The 16,257-nt window shown below is 43.9% G+C and carries 18 protein-coding genes; all 18 read left to right on the forward strand.

The window, feature by feature from the left end; translation table 11 throughout:
- The 18 genes from obgE to yajC all read left to right on the forward strand — a co-directional run bounded on the left by obgE (window position 1) and on the right by yajC (window position 16,238).
- Window positions 1–1,287, forward strand: coding sequence for a GTPase ObgE (obgE, locus tag EIZ39_RS00510; RefSeq protein WP_129196338.1), 1,287 nt, complete (start codon window positions 1–3; stop codon window positions 1,285–1,287).
- A gap of 118 nt (window positions 1,288–1,405) precedes the next feature.
- Window positions 1,406–1,852: an ACT domain-containing protein gene (locus EIZ39_RS00515; protein ID WP_129196340.1), complete on the forward strand. Its 447-nt coding sequence runs from the start codon at window positions 1,406–1,408 to the stop codon at window positions 1,850–1,852.
- A 27-nt stretch (window positions 1,853–1,879) separates the two neighbouring features.
- Complete coding sequence (locus EIZ39_RS00520; protein WP_129196342.1) at window positions 1,880–3,184, forward strand: homoserine dehydrogenase; 1,305 nt, start codon at window positions 1,880–1,882, stop codon at window positions 3,182–3,184.
- Window positions 3,184–4,230: a threonine synthase gene (thrC, locus tag EIZ39_RS00525; RefSeq protein ID WP_129196344.1), complete on the forward strand. Its 1,047-nt coding sequence runs from the start codon at window positions 3,184–3,186 to the stop codon at window positions 4,228–4,230. The genes EIZ39_RS00520 and thrC overlap by 1 nt, the downstream gene beginning before the upstream one ends.
- Window positions 4,227–5,147 (forward strand): homoserine kinase, encoded by a 921-nt coding sequence (thrB, locus tag EIZ39_RS00530; RefSeq protein ID WP_129196346.1) that lies wholly within the window; start codon window positions 4,227–4,229, stop codon window positions 5,145–5,147. Before thrC ends, thrB begins: the two co-directional genes overlap by 4 nt.
- 44 nt (window positions 5,148–5,191) lie before the next feature.
- Window positions 5,192–6,052 carry a prephenate dehydratase gene (gene pheA / locus EIZ39_RS00535; RefSeq protein ID WP_129196348.1) on the forward strand — a complete coding sequence of 287 codons (861 nt, stop codon included), beginning with the start codon at window positions 5,192–5,194 and terminating at the stop codon, window positions 6,050–6,052.
- A 186-nt stretch (window positions 6,053–6,238) separates the two neighbouring features.
- Window positions 6,239–7,138: a branched-chain-amino-acid transaminase gene (gene ilvE, locus EIZ39_RS00540; protein ID WP_129196350.1), complete on the forward strand. Its 900-nt coding sequence runs from the start codon at window positions 6,239–6,241 to the stop codon at window positions 7,136–7,138.
- Window positions 7,139–7,259: 121 nt separating this feature from the next.
- Window positions 7,260–8,483, forward strand: a complete 1,224-nt coding sequence (locus EIZ39_RS00545; RefSeq protein ID WP_164984827.1) for a LysM peptidoglycan-binding domain-containing protein — start codon at window positions 7,260–7,262, stop codon at window positions 8,481–8,483.
- A gap of 88 nt (window positions 8,484–8,571) precedes the next feature.
- On the forward strand, window positions 8,572–9,591 hold the full coding sequence (locus EIZ39_RS00550; RefSeq protein ID WP_129196354.1) for a phosphotransferase: 1,020 nt from the start codon (window positions 8,572–8,574) through the stop codon (window positions 9,589–9,591).
- Window positions 9,592–9,631: 40 nt separating this feature from the next.
- Complete coding sequence (gene nadE / locus EIZ39_RS00555; protein ID WP_129197871.1) at window positions 9,632–10,372, forward strand: NAD(+) synthase; 741 nt, start codon at window positions 9,632–9,634, stop codon at window positions 10,370–10,372.
- 116 nt (window positions 10,373–10,488) lie between these two features.
- Complete coding sequence (locus tag EIZ39_RS00560; protein WP_129196356.1) at window positions 10,489–11,109, forward strand: BofC C-terminal domain-containing protein; 621 nt, start codon at window positions 10,489–10,491, stop codon at window positions 11,107–11,109.
- 125 nt (window positions 11,110–11,234) lie between these two features.
- The gene (gene ruvC, locus EIZ39_RS00565) at window positions 11,235–11,732 is read left to right on the forward strand and encodes a crossover junction endodeoxyribonuclease RuvC (RefSeq protein ID WP_129196358.1); all 498 of its coding nucleotides are present in this window, start codon (window positions 11,235–11,237) and stop codon (window positions 11,730–11,732) included.
- Window positions 11,732–12,358, forward strand: a complete 627-nt coding sequence (ruvA, locus tag EIZ39_RS00570) for a Holliday junction branch migration protein RuvA (protein WP_129196360.1) — start codon at window positions 11,732–11,734, stop codon at window positions 12,356–12,358. Before ruvC ends, ruvA begins: the two co-directional genes overlap by 1 nt.
- A gap of 17 nt (window positions 12,359–12,375) precedes the next feature.
- Complete coding sequence (gene ruvB, locus EIZ39_RS00575) at window positions 12,376–13,374, forward strand: Holliday junction branch migration DNA helicase RuvB (protein ID WP_129196362.1); 999 nt, start codon at window positions 12,376–12,378, stop codon at window positions 13,372–13,374.
- Window positions 13,375–13,379: 5 nt separating this feature from the next.
- On the forward strand, window positions 13,380–13,601 hold the full coding sequence (locus tag EIZ39_RS00580) for a DUF2905 domain-containing protein (protein ID WP_129196364.1): 222 nt from the start codon (window positions 13,380–13,382) through the stop codon (window positions 13,599–13,601).
- A 79-nt stretch (window positions 13,602–13,680) separates the two neighbouring features.
- Window positions 13,681–14,709 carry a tRNA preQ1(34) S-adenosylmethionine ribosyltransferase-isomerase QueA gene (gene queA / locus EIZ39_RS00585; protein ID WP_129196366.1) on the forward strand — a complete coding sequence of 343 codons (1,029 nt, stop codon included), beginning with the start codon at window positions 13,681–13,683 and terminating at the stop codon, window positions 14,707–14,709.
- A gap of 72 nt (window positions 14,710–14,781) precedes the next feature.
- Window positions 14,782–15,912: a tRNA guanosine(34) transglycosylase Tgt gene (gene tgt / locus EIZ39_RS00590; RefSeq protein ID WP_129196368.1), complete on the forward strand. Its 1,131-nt coding sequence runs from the start codon at window positions 14,782–14,784 to the stop codon at window positions 15,910–15,912.
- Between the two features lie 17 nt (window positions 15,913–15,929).
- A complete protein-coding gene (gene yajC / locus EIZ39_RS00595; RefSeq protein ID WP_129196370.1) occupies window positions 15,930–16,238 on the forward strand; it encodes a preprotein translocase subunit YajC in 309 nt (102 codons plus the stop codon).
- Window positions 16,239–16,257 lie beyond the last annotated feature (19 nt).

Raw genomic sequence — 16,257 nt, forward strand, 5'->3', positions numbered from 1 at the left:
ATGTTTGTAGATGCAGCGAAGATATATGTGAAGGGCGGAGACGGCGGTAATGGCATGGTCGCTTTCCGTCGAGAGAAGTATGTAGATATGGGTGGTCCTGCTGGTGGTGACGGAGGAAGAGGGGCCAATGTGGTCTTCGTCGTAGATGAAGGGTTAAGAACATTGGTTGACTTCAAGTATCAGCGTCACTTTAAGGCACCTAAAGGAGAAAACGGGCGAACTAAGGCTCAGCACGGAGCTGGGGCGGAGGATATGATTGTCAAGGTTCCGCCCGGAACCTCGGTGTATGACGATGATACGGGAGAGCTGATCGTAGATCTTGTCTATCATGGGCAGTCCACCGTGATTGCAAAAGGAGGACGTGGAGGAAAAGGGAATATGCGTTTTGCCACCCCTGTGAATCCAGCTCCTTCCATCGCAGAGAACGGAGAACCAGGCCAAGAGCGTTATGTTCGTTTAGAGCTGAAGGTTCTAGCGGATGTGGGGCTAGTGGGTTATCCAAGCGTAGGAAAATCAACCCTCATCTCCATGGTGTCAGCGGCTAAACCGAAGATCGCCGAGTATCATTTTACAACCTTAACACCGAACTTGGGGGTTGTAGATGCAGGAGAAGGAAGAAGCTTTGTCATGGCCGATTTACCGGGCTTAATTCAGGGCGCTCATTCTGGGGTTGGTCTTGGGCACCAATTCCTGCGACATGTAGAAAGAACTCGAGTCATTTTACATGTAGTGGATATGGCAGGAATTGAAGGACGGGATCCGTATGAGGATTATCTTCAGATTAATGAAGAGCTGAAGCTCTATAATCAAAAGCTTGAATTACGACCACAAATCATAGCTGCGAATAAAATGGACTTGCCGGAAGCGGAAGAGAATTTGAAGCTATTCCGCGAGAAGGTCGGTGATGAGGTTAAGATTTATCCGATCTCTGCTGCCACGAAGCAAGGAATTAAAGAACTGATCTACGCGATAGCGGACTTGCTAGACACAATTCCGGTTACTCCGATCGTAGAAGAACTCGAAGAAACGGCCGAAGAACGTGTGGTCTATAAAGCAGAGAAGGACCCTGAAAAGTTCTTCGTGCGAAGAGAAAATGAAATCTATGTAGTTGAAGGCGAATATATTGAACGACTCATGAAGATGACGAACCTCAATTCTCATGATTCGATTCAACGTTTCGCTCGTACGATGCGTCTCATGGGTGTGGATAAGGCTTTGCGTGATAAGGGAGCTGAAAACGGAGACACGGTAAAAATTGGGGATTTTGAGTTTGAATTTGTGGAATAATACGGTTATGAGGTCTTGCTGTTCACAGCAAGACTTTTATTTTTTTCTTGTCAAAGGATGGTTGTTCCTCTATAATGTCCACTATACGAAAACAAATGTTTTTTATCGGAGGACGAGAATGACAAAGCGCGAGGAGAAGTATTATTTAGTCCGTGAAGAGATCCTTCCTGAAGCCATTCTTAAGACGGTAGAAGCCAAGCAATTACTAGAGTCAGGAGTTGCGGAAACGGTGCATGAGGCCGTGGAGAAGGTTGGACTAAGCCGAAGTGCTTACTATAAATATAAGGACGGTATTTTTCCTTTTAATGCCATGATGCGGGAAATGATCATTACGATCTCTCTACAGCTAGAGCACCGCTCCGGTGTGTTGTCTCGCGTATTATCTTTTGTTGCGGGAAAGGGAGGAAACGTGCTAACCATTAATCAAACGATCCCTTTGCAAGGGATTGCCAATCTAGCGATGTCGATTGATACATCAGTATTGAATCTTTCCACAACTGACTTCGTTGAAGAACTCCAGCAATTAGATGGAGTAAGGAAGGCGACCATAGTAGGACGAGGGTAAAAGATAAAAAATTTAGGAGGTACCTCAATGAAAAATCAAGTAGTTAAAGTGGGGCTAATGGGACTTGGAACGGTAGGAACTGGGGTCGTAAGAATTCTTGAAGGACATAAATTCGACCTTCTAAAACAAACCGGAGTTGAAATTCAAGTTGGAAAAATCCTAGTCAAAAACCCTGCGAAAGAACGCAGTATTTCAATTCATGCGGACCAAATGACAGTTGATCCCTATGAGGTTCTTCGTAACCCAGACATTGATATTGTGATTGAAGTGATGGGGGGCATTCACCCAACTAAGGATTATATCTTAGAAGCATTGGAGCATGGCAAGCATGTTGTAACAGCGAATAAGGATCTTATGGCACTCCATGGAGCGGAAATTCTTGATAAGGCTGCGGAGAAGGGCTGTGATGTTTTTTATGAAGCGAGCGTGGCAGGAGGGATTCCAATCTTGCGTGCGTTGGTTGAAGGTTTCTCATCTGATCGAATATTAAAGATGATGGGTATCGTCAATGGTACAACTAACTATATTCTGACGAAGATGAGTCAAGATGGGGCGGCCTATGAAGACGTGTTAAAAGAAGCCCAAGAATTAGGCTATGCTGAAACCGATCCAACTTCAGATGTTGAAGGACTAGATGCCGCTAGGAAGATGGCTATTTTAAGTACGTTAGGCTTCAGAACAGAATATAGCTTAGAGGATGTCGATGTAAGAGGAATTTCAAATGTGACAGCAGAAGACATCGCCTATGGTAAAAAGCTTGGTTATCAGATTAAACTCTTAGGAATTGCGAAGCGAGATGAGGAATGCATTGAAGTCAGTGTTCAGCCGACCATGATTCATCAGTCCCATCCTTTAGCCTCTGTTAATGGAGTGTTTAATGCTGTATACGTATATGGGGAAGCGGTGGGAGAAACCATGTTTTATGGACCTGGTGCTGGAGAACTCCCAACAGCAACAGCTGTCACCTCGGACTTAGTTACGGTGGTAAAGAATATGAAGCTTGGTGTGAATGGCCGTGGTATGGTTGCGCCTTATAAAGAAAAGATCTTAAAGACGCCGGAGCAAATTGAATCGAAGTTTTTCATTCGTCTAATCGTATCGGATAAACGAGGAGTGTTATCGGAAATTACCACCTTGTTAGCCAACCATGATATCAGTATCGAACAAGTCATTCAGCAGCCTCGCCCAGGGAAGGCAGAAGCTGAAATTATTATGATTACTCACTTAGCATCTAAGAAGAATATGGACCTTTTACTAGAAGGCTTCCGTACGGTAGAATCTGTATTAGAAGTAAAAAGCTATTATCGCGTAGAGGGAAGGGAAGAGAACTAATGCCAGGAATTATAGAGAAATATGCAAAATACCTGCCAGTTACAGATAAGACTCCAAGATTAACGTTACATGAAGGCGAAACGCCGTTAATCTATGCTCCTAAATTGTCTGAAGAATTAGGGGTAGAAATTCACTTTAAATTTGAAGGTGTAAATCCTACAGGCTCTTTTAAAGATCGTGGAATGGTAATGGCAGTGGCCAAAGCTGTGGAAGAAGGAAGTACAACGATCATGTGTGCTTCTACGGGAAATACTTCTGCTGCGGCGGCGGCTTACGCTGCACGCGCGAACCTGAAGTGTATCGTGCTTATACCGAATAACAATATCGCCCTAGGAAAGCTGGCCCAAGCCGCTGCCTATGGAGCTCAAATTATTGCGATTGAAGGAAACTTTGATCAGGCATTACAGATTGTAAGAGATATTACCGAAACACAGCCTATTACCCTTGTAAACTCTGTAAATCCATATCGCTTGGAGGGACAGAAGACAGCCGCATTCGAGATATGTGATGTACTCGGCAAGGCTCCTGATATTCTCGCTATTCCTGTTGGAAATGCTGGAAATATCTCTGCTTATTGGAAAGGGTTTAATGAGTATGCAAAAGAAGGTGTCATTGACCAGCTTCCACGCATGTTTGGCTTCCAGGCAGAAGGGGCTGCTTCCTTAGTCAAGGGAATGGCCATTGAAAACCCTGAGACGGTGGCTACAGCCATTCGTATTGGTAACCCAGCCAGTCGTGACTTAGCCGTGAAGGCTTTAAGTGAATCGGACGGTCATGTAGATTCCGTAACAGATGATGAAATTCTAGCTGCTTATCGCAAATTGGCTCAAACAGAAGGAATCTTCGCAGAACCAGCATCTTGTGCGTCCCTTGCAGGAATTATCAAGATGAAGCAAATCGGTAAATTAGAGAAAGGGAAACAGGTGGTTTGCGTTTTAACTGGGAATGGTTTGAAGGATCCTAACATTGCGCTGAAAACAGTAGGTGTAGAACCTAAGGTGGTAGAAAGTTCCATTGAGTCCGTAATGGAAGTGATACAGGCATGAGATGGAAAGTGCAAGTAAAGGTACCTGCAAGTACGGCAAATCTAGGTCCAGGGTTTGATACCATTGGGATGGCCTTCCAACTCTACACCACCATTAGGATGAGTGTAGTAGATGAGCCACAAGTCATTCTGCATGGAGTGGAGCTAGAAGGCCTCCCGACGGATACGTCAAATCTAGTTTATAAAATGGCCGAATTAATATTTCAAAAAGCTCAAATGGAAATGCCGCCTCTGAAAATTGAGATGAAGAGCGACATTCCATTGACTCGAGGATTAGGAAGCAGTGCGGCAGCTATCATAGGAGGATTGGTTGCGGCTAATTATTTAGCTGGTAACCCTTTTACAGAAGAGGACATCTTCCTTATCGCAACGGAATTGGAAGGCCACCCCGATAATGTAGGGGCCTCCTTGTTTGGAGGAATTGTCATCGCGGTCATGGAAGAAGGAAGAGTTCCTTATATTAAAGTGGACCCACAACCTGATCTGAGAGCGTTGGCCGTGATTCCCGATTTTATGCTGTCAACAGAGAAAGCACGAGGGGTTCTTCCAGACACATACAGCCGCAAGGATGCCGTTCATAGTTTAAGTCACGCTAGTCTGCTAGCTGCAGCTCTCGCCACTGGCAAGTATGAGATGCTTGTTTATGCTATGAAAGACCGTCTGCATCAACCATATCGCATGGGTCTGGTGCCTGGGATGAACACCATGCTTGAACAAGCGGAGAACTATGGAGCACTAGGTACTGCATTAAGCGGCGCGGGACCTACTGTGATCTCTTTGGTACAAGGAGAGACAGCAGAACTTGAAAATTTCTTTCGAGATACCTTATCTCAGCACGGAATAACCTCAAGAACATTGAGTTTGATACCTGATGCTGCTGGAGTACAAATTTCTGAAGATATTGACACTCCCTTTTAAAGCAGGTAGATTTATTCTTAAAACAATCGAGGTGCTTTAAAAAGATGGAGAGAAAGATTGCTTTTTTAGGCCCATACGGCACATTTACAGAAGAAGCCGCACGCTTCTTTTTTGAAGGACAGGATGTATCCTTTGTTCCATTCGCGACGATACCTGATGTATTGGATGCACTTGATCAAGGAAAAACCCAGTTTGCCGTCGTTCCTATCGAGAACTCTATCGAGGGGACGGTCAATCTTACCATGGACTGGTTGATTCATCATATGGATGTCCCCATCCGTGGAGAATTAGCTTATCCGATTTCCCAGCATTTAATGGCAGCACCCGGTACGGAGCTTAAAAATGTAAAAAAGGTATTTTCGCACCCTCAGGCTGTAGCTCAATCTCGGTTATTTTTACGTAAGCATCTTCCTGATGTGGAAGTTGAATATATGAAGAGTACTGCAGACGCCGTGAAATGGGTGGCAGAACATCCGAGTGAACCCTGGGCGGCTATCGGAAATAGACTTTCAAAGGAAATTTATCCTGTCGTGTTTCTGCATGAATCAATACAAGACCACGACAATAACTATACTCGGTTCTTGGTCGTGAGCTCCTCTGCTGTTCAGTTTAAAGAAAGTGAAAAGGAGAAGACCACGATTTTGGTCACCCTGCCATCAGACTTTCCTGGTGCCCTATATCAGGTGTTAGCTGCTTTTGCATGGCGGAAAATTAATTTATCAAGAATTGAATCTCGTCCGACGAAGACTGGTCTAGGAAATTATCATTTTATTATTGATATTGAGCAGAAAATGGACGAAATCTTGCTTCCTGGTGCGTTTGCAGAGCTTGAAGCTTTAGGTTGTCAAATCCGAAAGATGGGGTCTTATCCATGCTTTATGAAGCAAATAAAGGTTAATTCATAAAGTTGTTGACTTTCTTATGAGGTAATTCTACAATTATCATAAATTCAGAAAATTAAAGGTTATTCTCGTTGGTGCGGGGAAGCCTCTAATTTGAGAATTCCTCTTCAAGAGGGTTTTCTTCTGACTATTTATACATGCTTTTCATTTGTTGCAAAATTTTTTGACCCAAATGTGGAGGTGCTCGATTTGGAGCGTTGGATCTATTTAAATGGCGAATATGTAAGAAAAGAGGATGCTGTGATCTCTGTGTTTGATCATGGTTTCTTATACGGAGATGGAATATTTGAAGGGATTCGTGTATATAACGGAAATATCTTCAAGTGCGAAGAGCACATTGATCGTTTGTACGAGTCTGCTAAGTCCATTATGCTAGAGATCGGAATGACCAAAGAAGAAATGACAGAGGCTATGGCCGAAACCATCCGCAGAAATGGAATGAAGGATGCGTATATTCGCCTGGTTGTTTCTCGTGGATATGGCGACTTGGGACTAGACCCTCGTAAATGTCCAAAACCAAGCATTATTATTATTGTGGAGAAGCTAGCCTTATTCCCTAAGGAACACTATGAGACTGGAATTCGTATTATTACCGTTGCGACCCGTCGTAACGTTCCTGATGCGCTAAATCCTAAGATTAAGTCCTTAAACTATTTAAATAACGTTCTAGTGAAGATCGAAGCCAACCAAGCAGGTGTAAGTGAAGCCCTTATGCTTAATGCTCAGGGTTACGTATGTGAAGGTTCAGGCGATAACATTTTTATCATTCGAAAGAATGTAATCTATACGCCACCTAGCTATCTTGGTGCATTAGAAGGTATTACACGTAATGCCATTATTGACCTAGCACTTGAAGCTGGCTATACCGTAAAAGAAGAACCGTTTACTAGACATGATGTCTACATTGCTGACGAAGTCTTCTTAACCGGAACAGCTGCTGAAGTTATTGCTGTTTATGAAGTTGACGGGCGTACGATTGGGGATGGACGTCCAGGTCCAGTAACTAATACCTTATTAGAGAAATTCCGCCGTGTAGTTGAAGTGGACGGTTATCAGGTTTTTAACGAAGAAGCTACACAAAAAGCATAGGATACACATGATGAGAAGAGACCATTTGGGTCTCTTTTTCTTTTTTTCTGGATTTTTATGAGCAATCTGCCTATCTTACGCATATGATGTATTGACTTTTGGAAAGAGGAGGGTCTTAGCGTTGAAAATTCACATCGTTAAAAGAGGAGAAACATTAGAGAAAATCGCTAAGAAATATAACGTCAGTACAGACCAGTTGAAAGAGGCCAATGGCCACATTAAGGATGTAGAAAAAATTGTCGCAGGTAACAAGGTGAAAATTCCTACAGCTAGTGTTCCGCTTAAATCCAAGGAGGCACTTCCAGTTTCTGACCGGATGGAGCTTCAACCGCCAACACCGCCAGTACTTAGTGAGCAAGTTCAGCCGATGCCTGATATGACACCTATGCCTCAGGCACCTGTTATGCCTGCTTATGATCTGCCGCCACAGCAACCACTACCATCCCCAGAGATGGCGCCAACTCCGTATCCAACAGCTATGCCTTATGCCATGCAACCGAGTATGATGCCCATGCCAAATATGATGCCACAGCCAACTATGCCTATGATGCATTCTCCTTGTCCTCCATGTCATGAGAATGCTATGGTTTCACCATACGGAGTAAGTCCTATGATGGCTCCTACTATGCCGTATGGCCATGGAATGCCATATGCAGAACCGAATGCACCCATCGCACCTTATCATCAACCCAATGCGCCGTTAAGTCCAGTGGCAGAAGGGGCGAAAGGTTTACCTGTAGGTGAATCTAGCTCGTTATCTTCAGCTATGGCACCTTGGGCGCAACCGAATATGATGCCGCAGGCTGTATCGCCATATGCCGCACCGAATATGATGCCGCAGGCTGTATTGCCATACGCGCAACCAAATATGATGCCGCAGGCTGTATCGCCATATGCCACACCGAATATGATGCCAGAGGCTGTATCGCCATATGCGACACCGAATATGATGCCGCAGGCTGTATCGCCATATGCGACACCGAATATGATGCCGCAGGCAGTATTGCCATATGCGACACCGAATATGATGCCAGAGGCTGTATCGCCATATGCGACACCGAATATGATGCCGCAGGCAGTATCGCCATATGCTGCACCAAATATGATGCCAGAAGCTGTATCGCCATATGCCGCACCGAATATGATGCCAGAAGCCGTATCGCCATATGCCGCACCAAATATGATGCCAGAAGCTGTGTCTCCTTTTGGGCAGCCACACATGATGCCTCCAACCTATCCGCCGCACATGCAAATGCCTAATATGTATATGCAAGCTCCTGCAGCCCCAGGGATGAGAGGACCATGGGAAGAGGAAGATCAAAATAATCTGCCTAAAGAAGACTAATAAATCATAGGGGCTACCACGAAGGTGGCCCCTTCTTTTCTTTTTATACTTGTGAGCGTATCCTACCAGTACCTAAGGAGCTGGGAATATGGAGTTTGAATGGATTCAATTAGTACAGCAGGAGTGGAGCTGTCAGGTAAGGTCTGTTAAGGGAAAGAGGAAAGCTTATTTACTAGAGACAAACAGGGGGCCAATGTTCGTAAAAAGCTATTCTTCCGTTCAAAAAGCAGAGTGGGTCGTTTCATTGTCCGAGCAATTAATAAGAAAAGGCTTTTCACAAACGCTCGAATACATCTATACTTCAGGTGGATTTCCTTATCTTCCGTATAAAGGAAGGTATTATGTAGCCATTAAACCGATAAAGGGTAGGGATGCACGATACAGCAACCAAAGTGATGTACTAGAAACCGTTCGCTGCCTTGGAGAATTTCATCGTCACGCTAGAAACATCAAGGGTGGCCCCATGGTTCGGAGCACATCTGCGCCTCTCATTGATAAATGGGAGGATCGATACAACCGGTTTGAAAAGATTATTGCTCGCTTGAAAAAAGGACAATATATGGGTGGTTTAGAAAAAAAGATCATCCGATTTTCCCCTTTTATTCTGAGTGAAGCGAAGACCGTTATAGACATTGCCCGCCGCTCCCCTATAGACAAGGAATACCAATTAGCTCTACAAGAACAACGCGTATCTCATCGAGACTTGGCAAGCCATAACTTCATCCTTGGTCAACAGGCTTACTTGATTGACTATGACACCGCTATGTATGATACCCAACTGGTAGATGTAATTCAGATGGTTAATCGAACTTTAGATGAACAGGCATGGGATTTTGATCTGTTTGCAGGGATGATGGATGAGTACCAGAAGGCCGCTCCTATGACTGAGGCTCAAGCTGCTTTAACCTATCTCCTTGTTCGCTATCCTGACAACTTCATGAGGGAAGTTCTTGGGCTCTATGAGGGAAAACTACACCCTGTTCCCAAAAAGATTGAGAGCTATTTAACGATGATTATTCGAAATTGGCAAGAGAGAGCTAGGTTCTTCCAAGGCTTTCGCCATTTTTTCTATGAGGAAGCTTATAGAGATTCAACGATTGTGGTATGATGAGAAAAATATGGGATAGTGGAGGGAAATCATGAGAACGATCGCAGAAAAAATCGAACTAACGGTTCAATGGCTGCGGGAACAAGTAGGAAACGCAAAGGTATCTGGTTTGGTTGTAGGTGTGAGTGGAGGAATTGATAGTGCTGTCGTAGCCGGACTAATCAAGAGAGCCTTTCCTAATCAATCCCTTGGAGTTATCATGCCATGCTCTTCCAATCCTCGGGACCGGGAGGATGCTCTACGGGTAGTTCATGCCTTTGGACTTGAACATATTGAGATCGAATTAACGGAACCTCACGGAATCCTTCTTCATGCTGTGAACGAAGAACTCAAAGCAAGGAACGCCTTCCGAGAAGAAGCCAGCAAGTTAAATGACGGAAACCTTCGAGCTAGGCTAAGAATGAGCACGTTGTATGCTATCGCAGGTCATTACCGTTATTTAGTTGTGGGAACAGACAATGCTGCCGAGGTGTATACGGGATACTTCACGAAGTATGGGGATGGAGGAGTAGACCTGTTACCTATTACCCATCTGAAGAAATCGGAAGTGTATGAATGGGCAAAGGTTTTAGGCGTACCCCAAGAGGTACTAGATCGTCCACCGAGTGCTGGTCTCTGGGAGAATCAGACGGATGAAGAAGAGATGGGGACAACCTACGATATGATTGATGCCCACTTAGACGGTCGCGAAATTCCAGATAAGGACAAGGAAATTATCGAACGGCTCCATCGTATCTCAGAACATAAAAGAAACATGCCACCAACACCACCGAAATTTTGAACGTATAATTTATAGGAAATAAGGTATAGCCCCTTCTTTTGTTGGAAAGGATGGAATAGTAAGAAAAAGCTTTGAAACTAAAGCTGCTTTCCAGTAAAACAAAAGAAGGGGTCTTTATGTGGAATAAAAGGACAAACAGGTCCCAATGGTTCTTTTATGGATTTTTTTGTGCCGCTCTTCTTGCTTTCATCACCGGAGGAGTATGGGTATCAATTAACACGATAGAGCAACAGAAACGTGTATTAAATACAGAGCCGAGCCAAGATATTGAAGCCGTACAGGCTCTTGCGCGACAAGAGGTTGAATTAGTGTTAAAGAAGACTTACCTCTGTGGAACAGAAACGGAAGAAAAGCTTACGAAGTTTGTACCATCCGTCGATCAAGTTCTTTCCGACTATCAAGACTGGGAGCTCGTCTCCAACCAAGGAAATCAATTTGTGTTTAAGAAATTAGTTCAAGACATTGGTCCATCTTGTCAGGAGAATGGTTATTTTGGTCTATCAGAAGAAGGGATCCTAACCTTGTTTGAGGGTCCTCCGCAGGAACAAAAAGTAATTCAAACGTTCTTTCATATTGATACGGAAAAACTAGAATCAAGTCTACCTAGCGATTTGGTTCTCCTAAAGGAAGGTATTCGGATTCATGACCTAGCAGAATACAATAGTATCCTATCCACCTATGGAGAGTACTCAGATCGGTCGAATTATTCTCGTTTAACTGAAATGGAAGAGGAATAAAAAGAGTGTCTATTTTAGGCACTCTTTTTATGTTGAGGAAAGGGTAGAAGTTTTTCTTATATTCCACGAGCGAGGAATATAGTACAATAAAGGGATGAACTTTATGGCTCGGGGGGTAGACGAACATGAGAATTATCGGCATAGATCCCGGCATCGCTATTGTGGGATATGGAATTATTGAGAAACAGGGCAACCGTTTGATTCCGATTCAGTATGGCTGTATCAAAACAGAAGCCCATACAAGAGATGCGCTTCGCCTCAAGCAGATTTATGATGCCATGACGATTTTATTAAAAAAATATCAGCCAGAGGTGCTTGCGGTAGAGAAGCTTTTCTTTAATCGAAACGTGACGACAGCTTTCTCGGTTGGGCAAGCTAGAGGAGTAATTGTTCTTGCGGGAGAAGAGGCAGGGATTCCTCTATATGAATATACTCCCTTGCAAGTGAAGCAATCTGTAGTAGGCTACGGGCAAGCAGAGAAAAAGCAAATCCAAGAGATGGTGAGAATTCTGCTCTCTCTTCAGACAGCGCCAAAACCAGACGATGTAGCAGATGCGTTGGGAGTAGCTATTACACATGCTCATTCCTCACATATCCATAATTTGATTAATGGTGGGAAATAATGATAGATTACATTGAAGGACGCATTGAATATATTGAATCAGATTCCGTTACCATTGGGACAAATCAAGGAGTAGGCTATCGACTTTTTTGTCCTAATCCCTATGAACACAAGGTAAAGCAAGAAAAGCGGATATTCACTCATCATTATGTACGAGAAGATGCGGCACATTTATACGGATTTTCAACACGAGAACAGCGTGACTTATTTCGAAAGCTCCTAGATGTATCAGGAATTGGTCCGAAGGGGGCTTTAGCCATTATCGCTTCCGCTGCACCAGCACAAATCGCGTCTGCTGTCCAGCGAGAGGATGTGAACTTCTTAACGAAGTTCCCTGGCATCGGTAAAAAAACAGCAGGCAGAATGGTACTTGATTTGAAAGATAAGCTTAAGGAGTTTGCGGCGAATGCGAGTTTTGAGGAACTTGCTGGTGGGATGACAGAAGTAGACTTGTTCTCTGCTGGAGTTGAACTTGGGGCAGAAGCGCATGAAGAAGCCGCTGAAGCCTTGAAGGCTCTTGGATATAGTGAGTCTGAAGTACAGAAAGTCATGTCTAAGTTGAAGAAGGAGATCATGACGACAGAAGAATTGATTAAAAAAGCACTTCAGCTATTTATCTCGAAATAGAAGGGGGAGAGGCTTAAATGGAAGACCGTATCATATCTTCACAGATGAAGGAAGAAGATATGGGGATGGACTATAGCCTTCGGCCGCGCTATCTTGATGAATATATCGGACAGTCGCAGGTAAAAGAAAACCTGAAGATTTACATAGAGGCTGCGAAGCTGCGTAAGGAACCACTTGATCATGTGCTTCTTTATGGTCCTCCCGGTTTAGGTAAGACAACCCTCTCAACCATTATTGCAAATGAGTTGGGGGTTAATCTTAGAACTACATCAGGCCCTGCTATTGAGCGTCCTGGAGACCTTGCCGCGATCCTGACGAACTTGCAGCATGGGGATGTCCTGTTTATCGATGAGATTCATCGGCTCAATCGAAGTGTAGAAGAGGTGCTCTATCCTGCTATGGAGGATTTCGCCTTAGACATTATTATTGGAAAGGGACCAAGTGCACGCTCCGTAAGACTCGATCTCCCTCCATTTACCCTGATCGGCGCAACAACAAGGGCAGGTTTATTGTCAGCTCCTCTTCGAGATCGTTTCGGTGTAGTAAGTCGTTTGGAATTTTATAATGTAGCTGAACTAACGTATATTGTTAGGCGGGCAGCGGAAATCCTGAATGCAGGGATTGAGAAAAGTGCTGCTGAAGAAATTGCTCTTCGTTCTCGTGGAACCCCTCGAATTGCCAATAGACTCTTAAAAAGGGTAAGGGATTTTGCTCAAGTAAAGGGAGATGGACAAATCACCCAGGAGTTGGCCAGTGAAGCGTTAACTAGAATCCAGGTTGATCGATTGGGATTAGATCATGTTGACCACAAGCTTATTCTTGGCATTATCGATAAATTCAGGGGAGGACCGGTGGGAGTAGATACGATAGCTGCTACGATCGGTGAAGAATCCCATACGATTGAAGATGTTTATGAACCTTATTTACTCCAGATTGGTTTTTTGCAGCGTACCCCGCGTGGGCGAATTGTTACCCCATTAGCCTATCAGCACTTTAACCGGGAGGTGCCAAAGTAGAACTTATGAATCCAATCGCAAAACTGCTCGTCATGGCCGGTGTGATTCTAATTATTGTCGGCTTGGTATGGCAAGTAGGAGGACGGTTCTTAAACCTAGGCCGATTGCCAGGAGATATCGTGGTAGAGAAAGAAAACTTTCGATTTTACTTTCCTTTAATGACAAGTATTATCGTTAGTGTGGTTTTATCTCTTTTGTTTTATCTGTTTCGATTCTTTAAATCCTAATCTCTCTAGGAGAAAAGGTATGTCTGCAGCCAGATTTTGTAACACTATTTAAAAAAGTGGATTTGAGGATGATAGAAAAGTGGACGTTAATGAATTTGATTTTGAATTGCCGGAAGAGCTTATTGCCCAGAGCCCTCTTAAGGAGCGCAGTGCTTCGAGACTACTTGTTTTAAACAAGGAAACAGGTGAAGTCAAGCATCAGAGCTTTAAAGACCTTATCGATTATCTGTCGCCGGGGGATGTGATCGTTCTTAATGATACCCGAGTGATTCCTGCTCGATTATTCGGGGCCAAAGCGGACACGGGGGCAAAAATCGAGGTATTGCTTCTTAAACAGTTGGATGGAGATCGATGGGAAACCTTAGTAAAGCCTGGTAAGAAAATGAAACCTGGATCCGTCGTCACGTTTGGCGATGGACGGCTTACGGGAATATGTGAAGAAAGCACCGAAGTGGGGGGGCGAATTATTCGTTTCCAATATACTGGTATCTTCAACGAGATTCTAGATGAACTTGGACAGATGCCACTTCCTCCTTATATTAAGGAGCAATTAGAGGACTCCGAAAGATATCAAACCGTCTTCGCGAAAAATCCGGGTTCAGCAGCTGCACCTACGGCAGGTCTTCATTTTACAGAAGAATATCTTCAACAGATACGTGATAAAGGTATACATATTGCTTATATCACTCTCCACGTCGGGTTAGGTACCTTTAGACCTGTACAAGTTGAGAATGTGTTAGAACATAAAATGCATACGGAGTACTTCGAAATTTCTCAGGAAAACGCCGACCGTATCAATGCCGCGAAAGCTAGCGGAAATCGCGTCGTAGCAGTAGGGACCACGGCTACTAGAACATTGGAAACCGTAGGAGGAAAAAACGAAGGGAAAGTGGTAGCAGACTCGGGATGGACAGATATTTTTATTTATCCTGGTTATCATTTTACCGTTGTAGATGGATTGTTGACCAACTTTCATCTTCCTAAATCTACTCTAGTTATGCTGGTTAGCTCTCTAGCAGGGAAGGAACCCATTCTAAATGCTTATCGAGAAGCTGTAGAGCAAAGGTATCGTTTTTTTAGTTTCGGCGATGCGATGTTAATTATTTAAAATTCCACTAAACAACTTGTTTTCCTATGAAAAGGTTTAGTGTATAATGTTTGAGAGTGGAGGAGTTTTACTTTGGCGGTAAAATATGAGTTATTGAAAGTATGTAAACAAACAGGTGCTCGTAGAGGACGCTTACATACCCCTCATGGAACTATTGAGACCCCCATCTTCATGCCAGTGGGAACACTTGCAACTGTGAAGGCGATGAGTCCAGAAGAACTTAAGGACATGAATGCTCAGATTATCCTGAGCAATACATATCATCTGTTTTTGCGTCCAGGTCACGATATCGTAAAGAAAGCAGGCGGCTTGCACCAATTTATGAATTGGGACAGGCCGATTTTAACGGATAGCGGTGGCTTTCAGGTGTTTAGCCTTAGCAACCTGCGCAAGATTGAAGAAGAAGGTGTTCATTTCCGTTCTCACCTAAGCGGAGCTAAGCTGTTTATAGGACCAGAAGTCGCTATGGAGATTCAGAATGCACTGGGAGCGGATATCATTATGGCTTTTGATGAATGCGCACCCTATCCTGCAGATCATGCCTATGTGAAGAGCTCGCTAGAACGCACGACACGCTGGTTGGAGCGCTGTATCAAGGCTCATGAGCGCCCGCAGGATCAAGCTTTATTTGGAATCGTTCAAGGTGGAATGTACCGTGATTTACGGGAGCAGAGCGCGCGCGAGATCGTGCCTTTCGACCTGCCCGGCTATGCCATTGGGGGACTCAGTGTAGGAGAACCGAAAGCACTTATGGATGAAGTACTGGAATATACGGTTCCTCTTCTTCCGGAGAATAAGCCTCGTTATTTAATGGGGGTAGGTTCACCTGACGCTTTAATTGATGGAGCGATTAGGGGAATTGACATGTTCGATTGTGTTCTTCCTACAAGAATTGCCCGTAATGGGACATGCATGACAAGCCAAGGTCGACTCGTCATCCGAAATGCAAAATTTAAAGAAGACTTCACACCATTAGATCCGAATTGTGATTGCTATACATGCCGCAATTATACGAGGGCTTATATTCGCCACCTATTTAATGCAGATGAGATCTTTGGTCTTCGCCTCACATCTTACCATAATCTTCACTTCCTTCTGAGCTTGATGGAGAAGGTAAGAGAAGCCATTATGGAAGATCGTCTTATGGATTTCCGTAATGAATTCTTCGCCCAATACGGGCTTAATGAAGAAAGATCATTTTAATATCAGGAGGGATACACATGCAATGGATTGAACTAGCAGATGCAGGTGCTGCGGGAGGAGGCTTTTTGGGTTCCATATTGCCTTTGGTGCTCATGTTTGCCATTTTTTACTTCTTATTAATTCGTCCCCAACAGAAGAAGCAGAAGCAGCGCAACGCGATGCTTAATGCCTTGAAAAAGGGAGATAAGGTTGTTACGATTGGCGGAGTTCATGGAACCATATCTGAAATGAGAGAAGATACCATTATTGTTAAGATTGCTGAGAATACCAGAGTAACAATGGAAAAAGGTGCAGTCAACCAAGTTGTTTCAAGTGATGCAGAATAACGAAGAAAAAAAGTCTTAC

Source organism: Ammoniphilus sp. CFH 90114 (assembly GCF_004123195.1).
In the GTDB taxonomy this organism is placed as follows: Bacteria; Bacillota; Bacilli; order Aneurinibacillales; family RAOX-1; genus YIM-78166.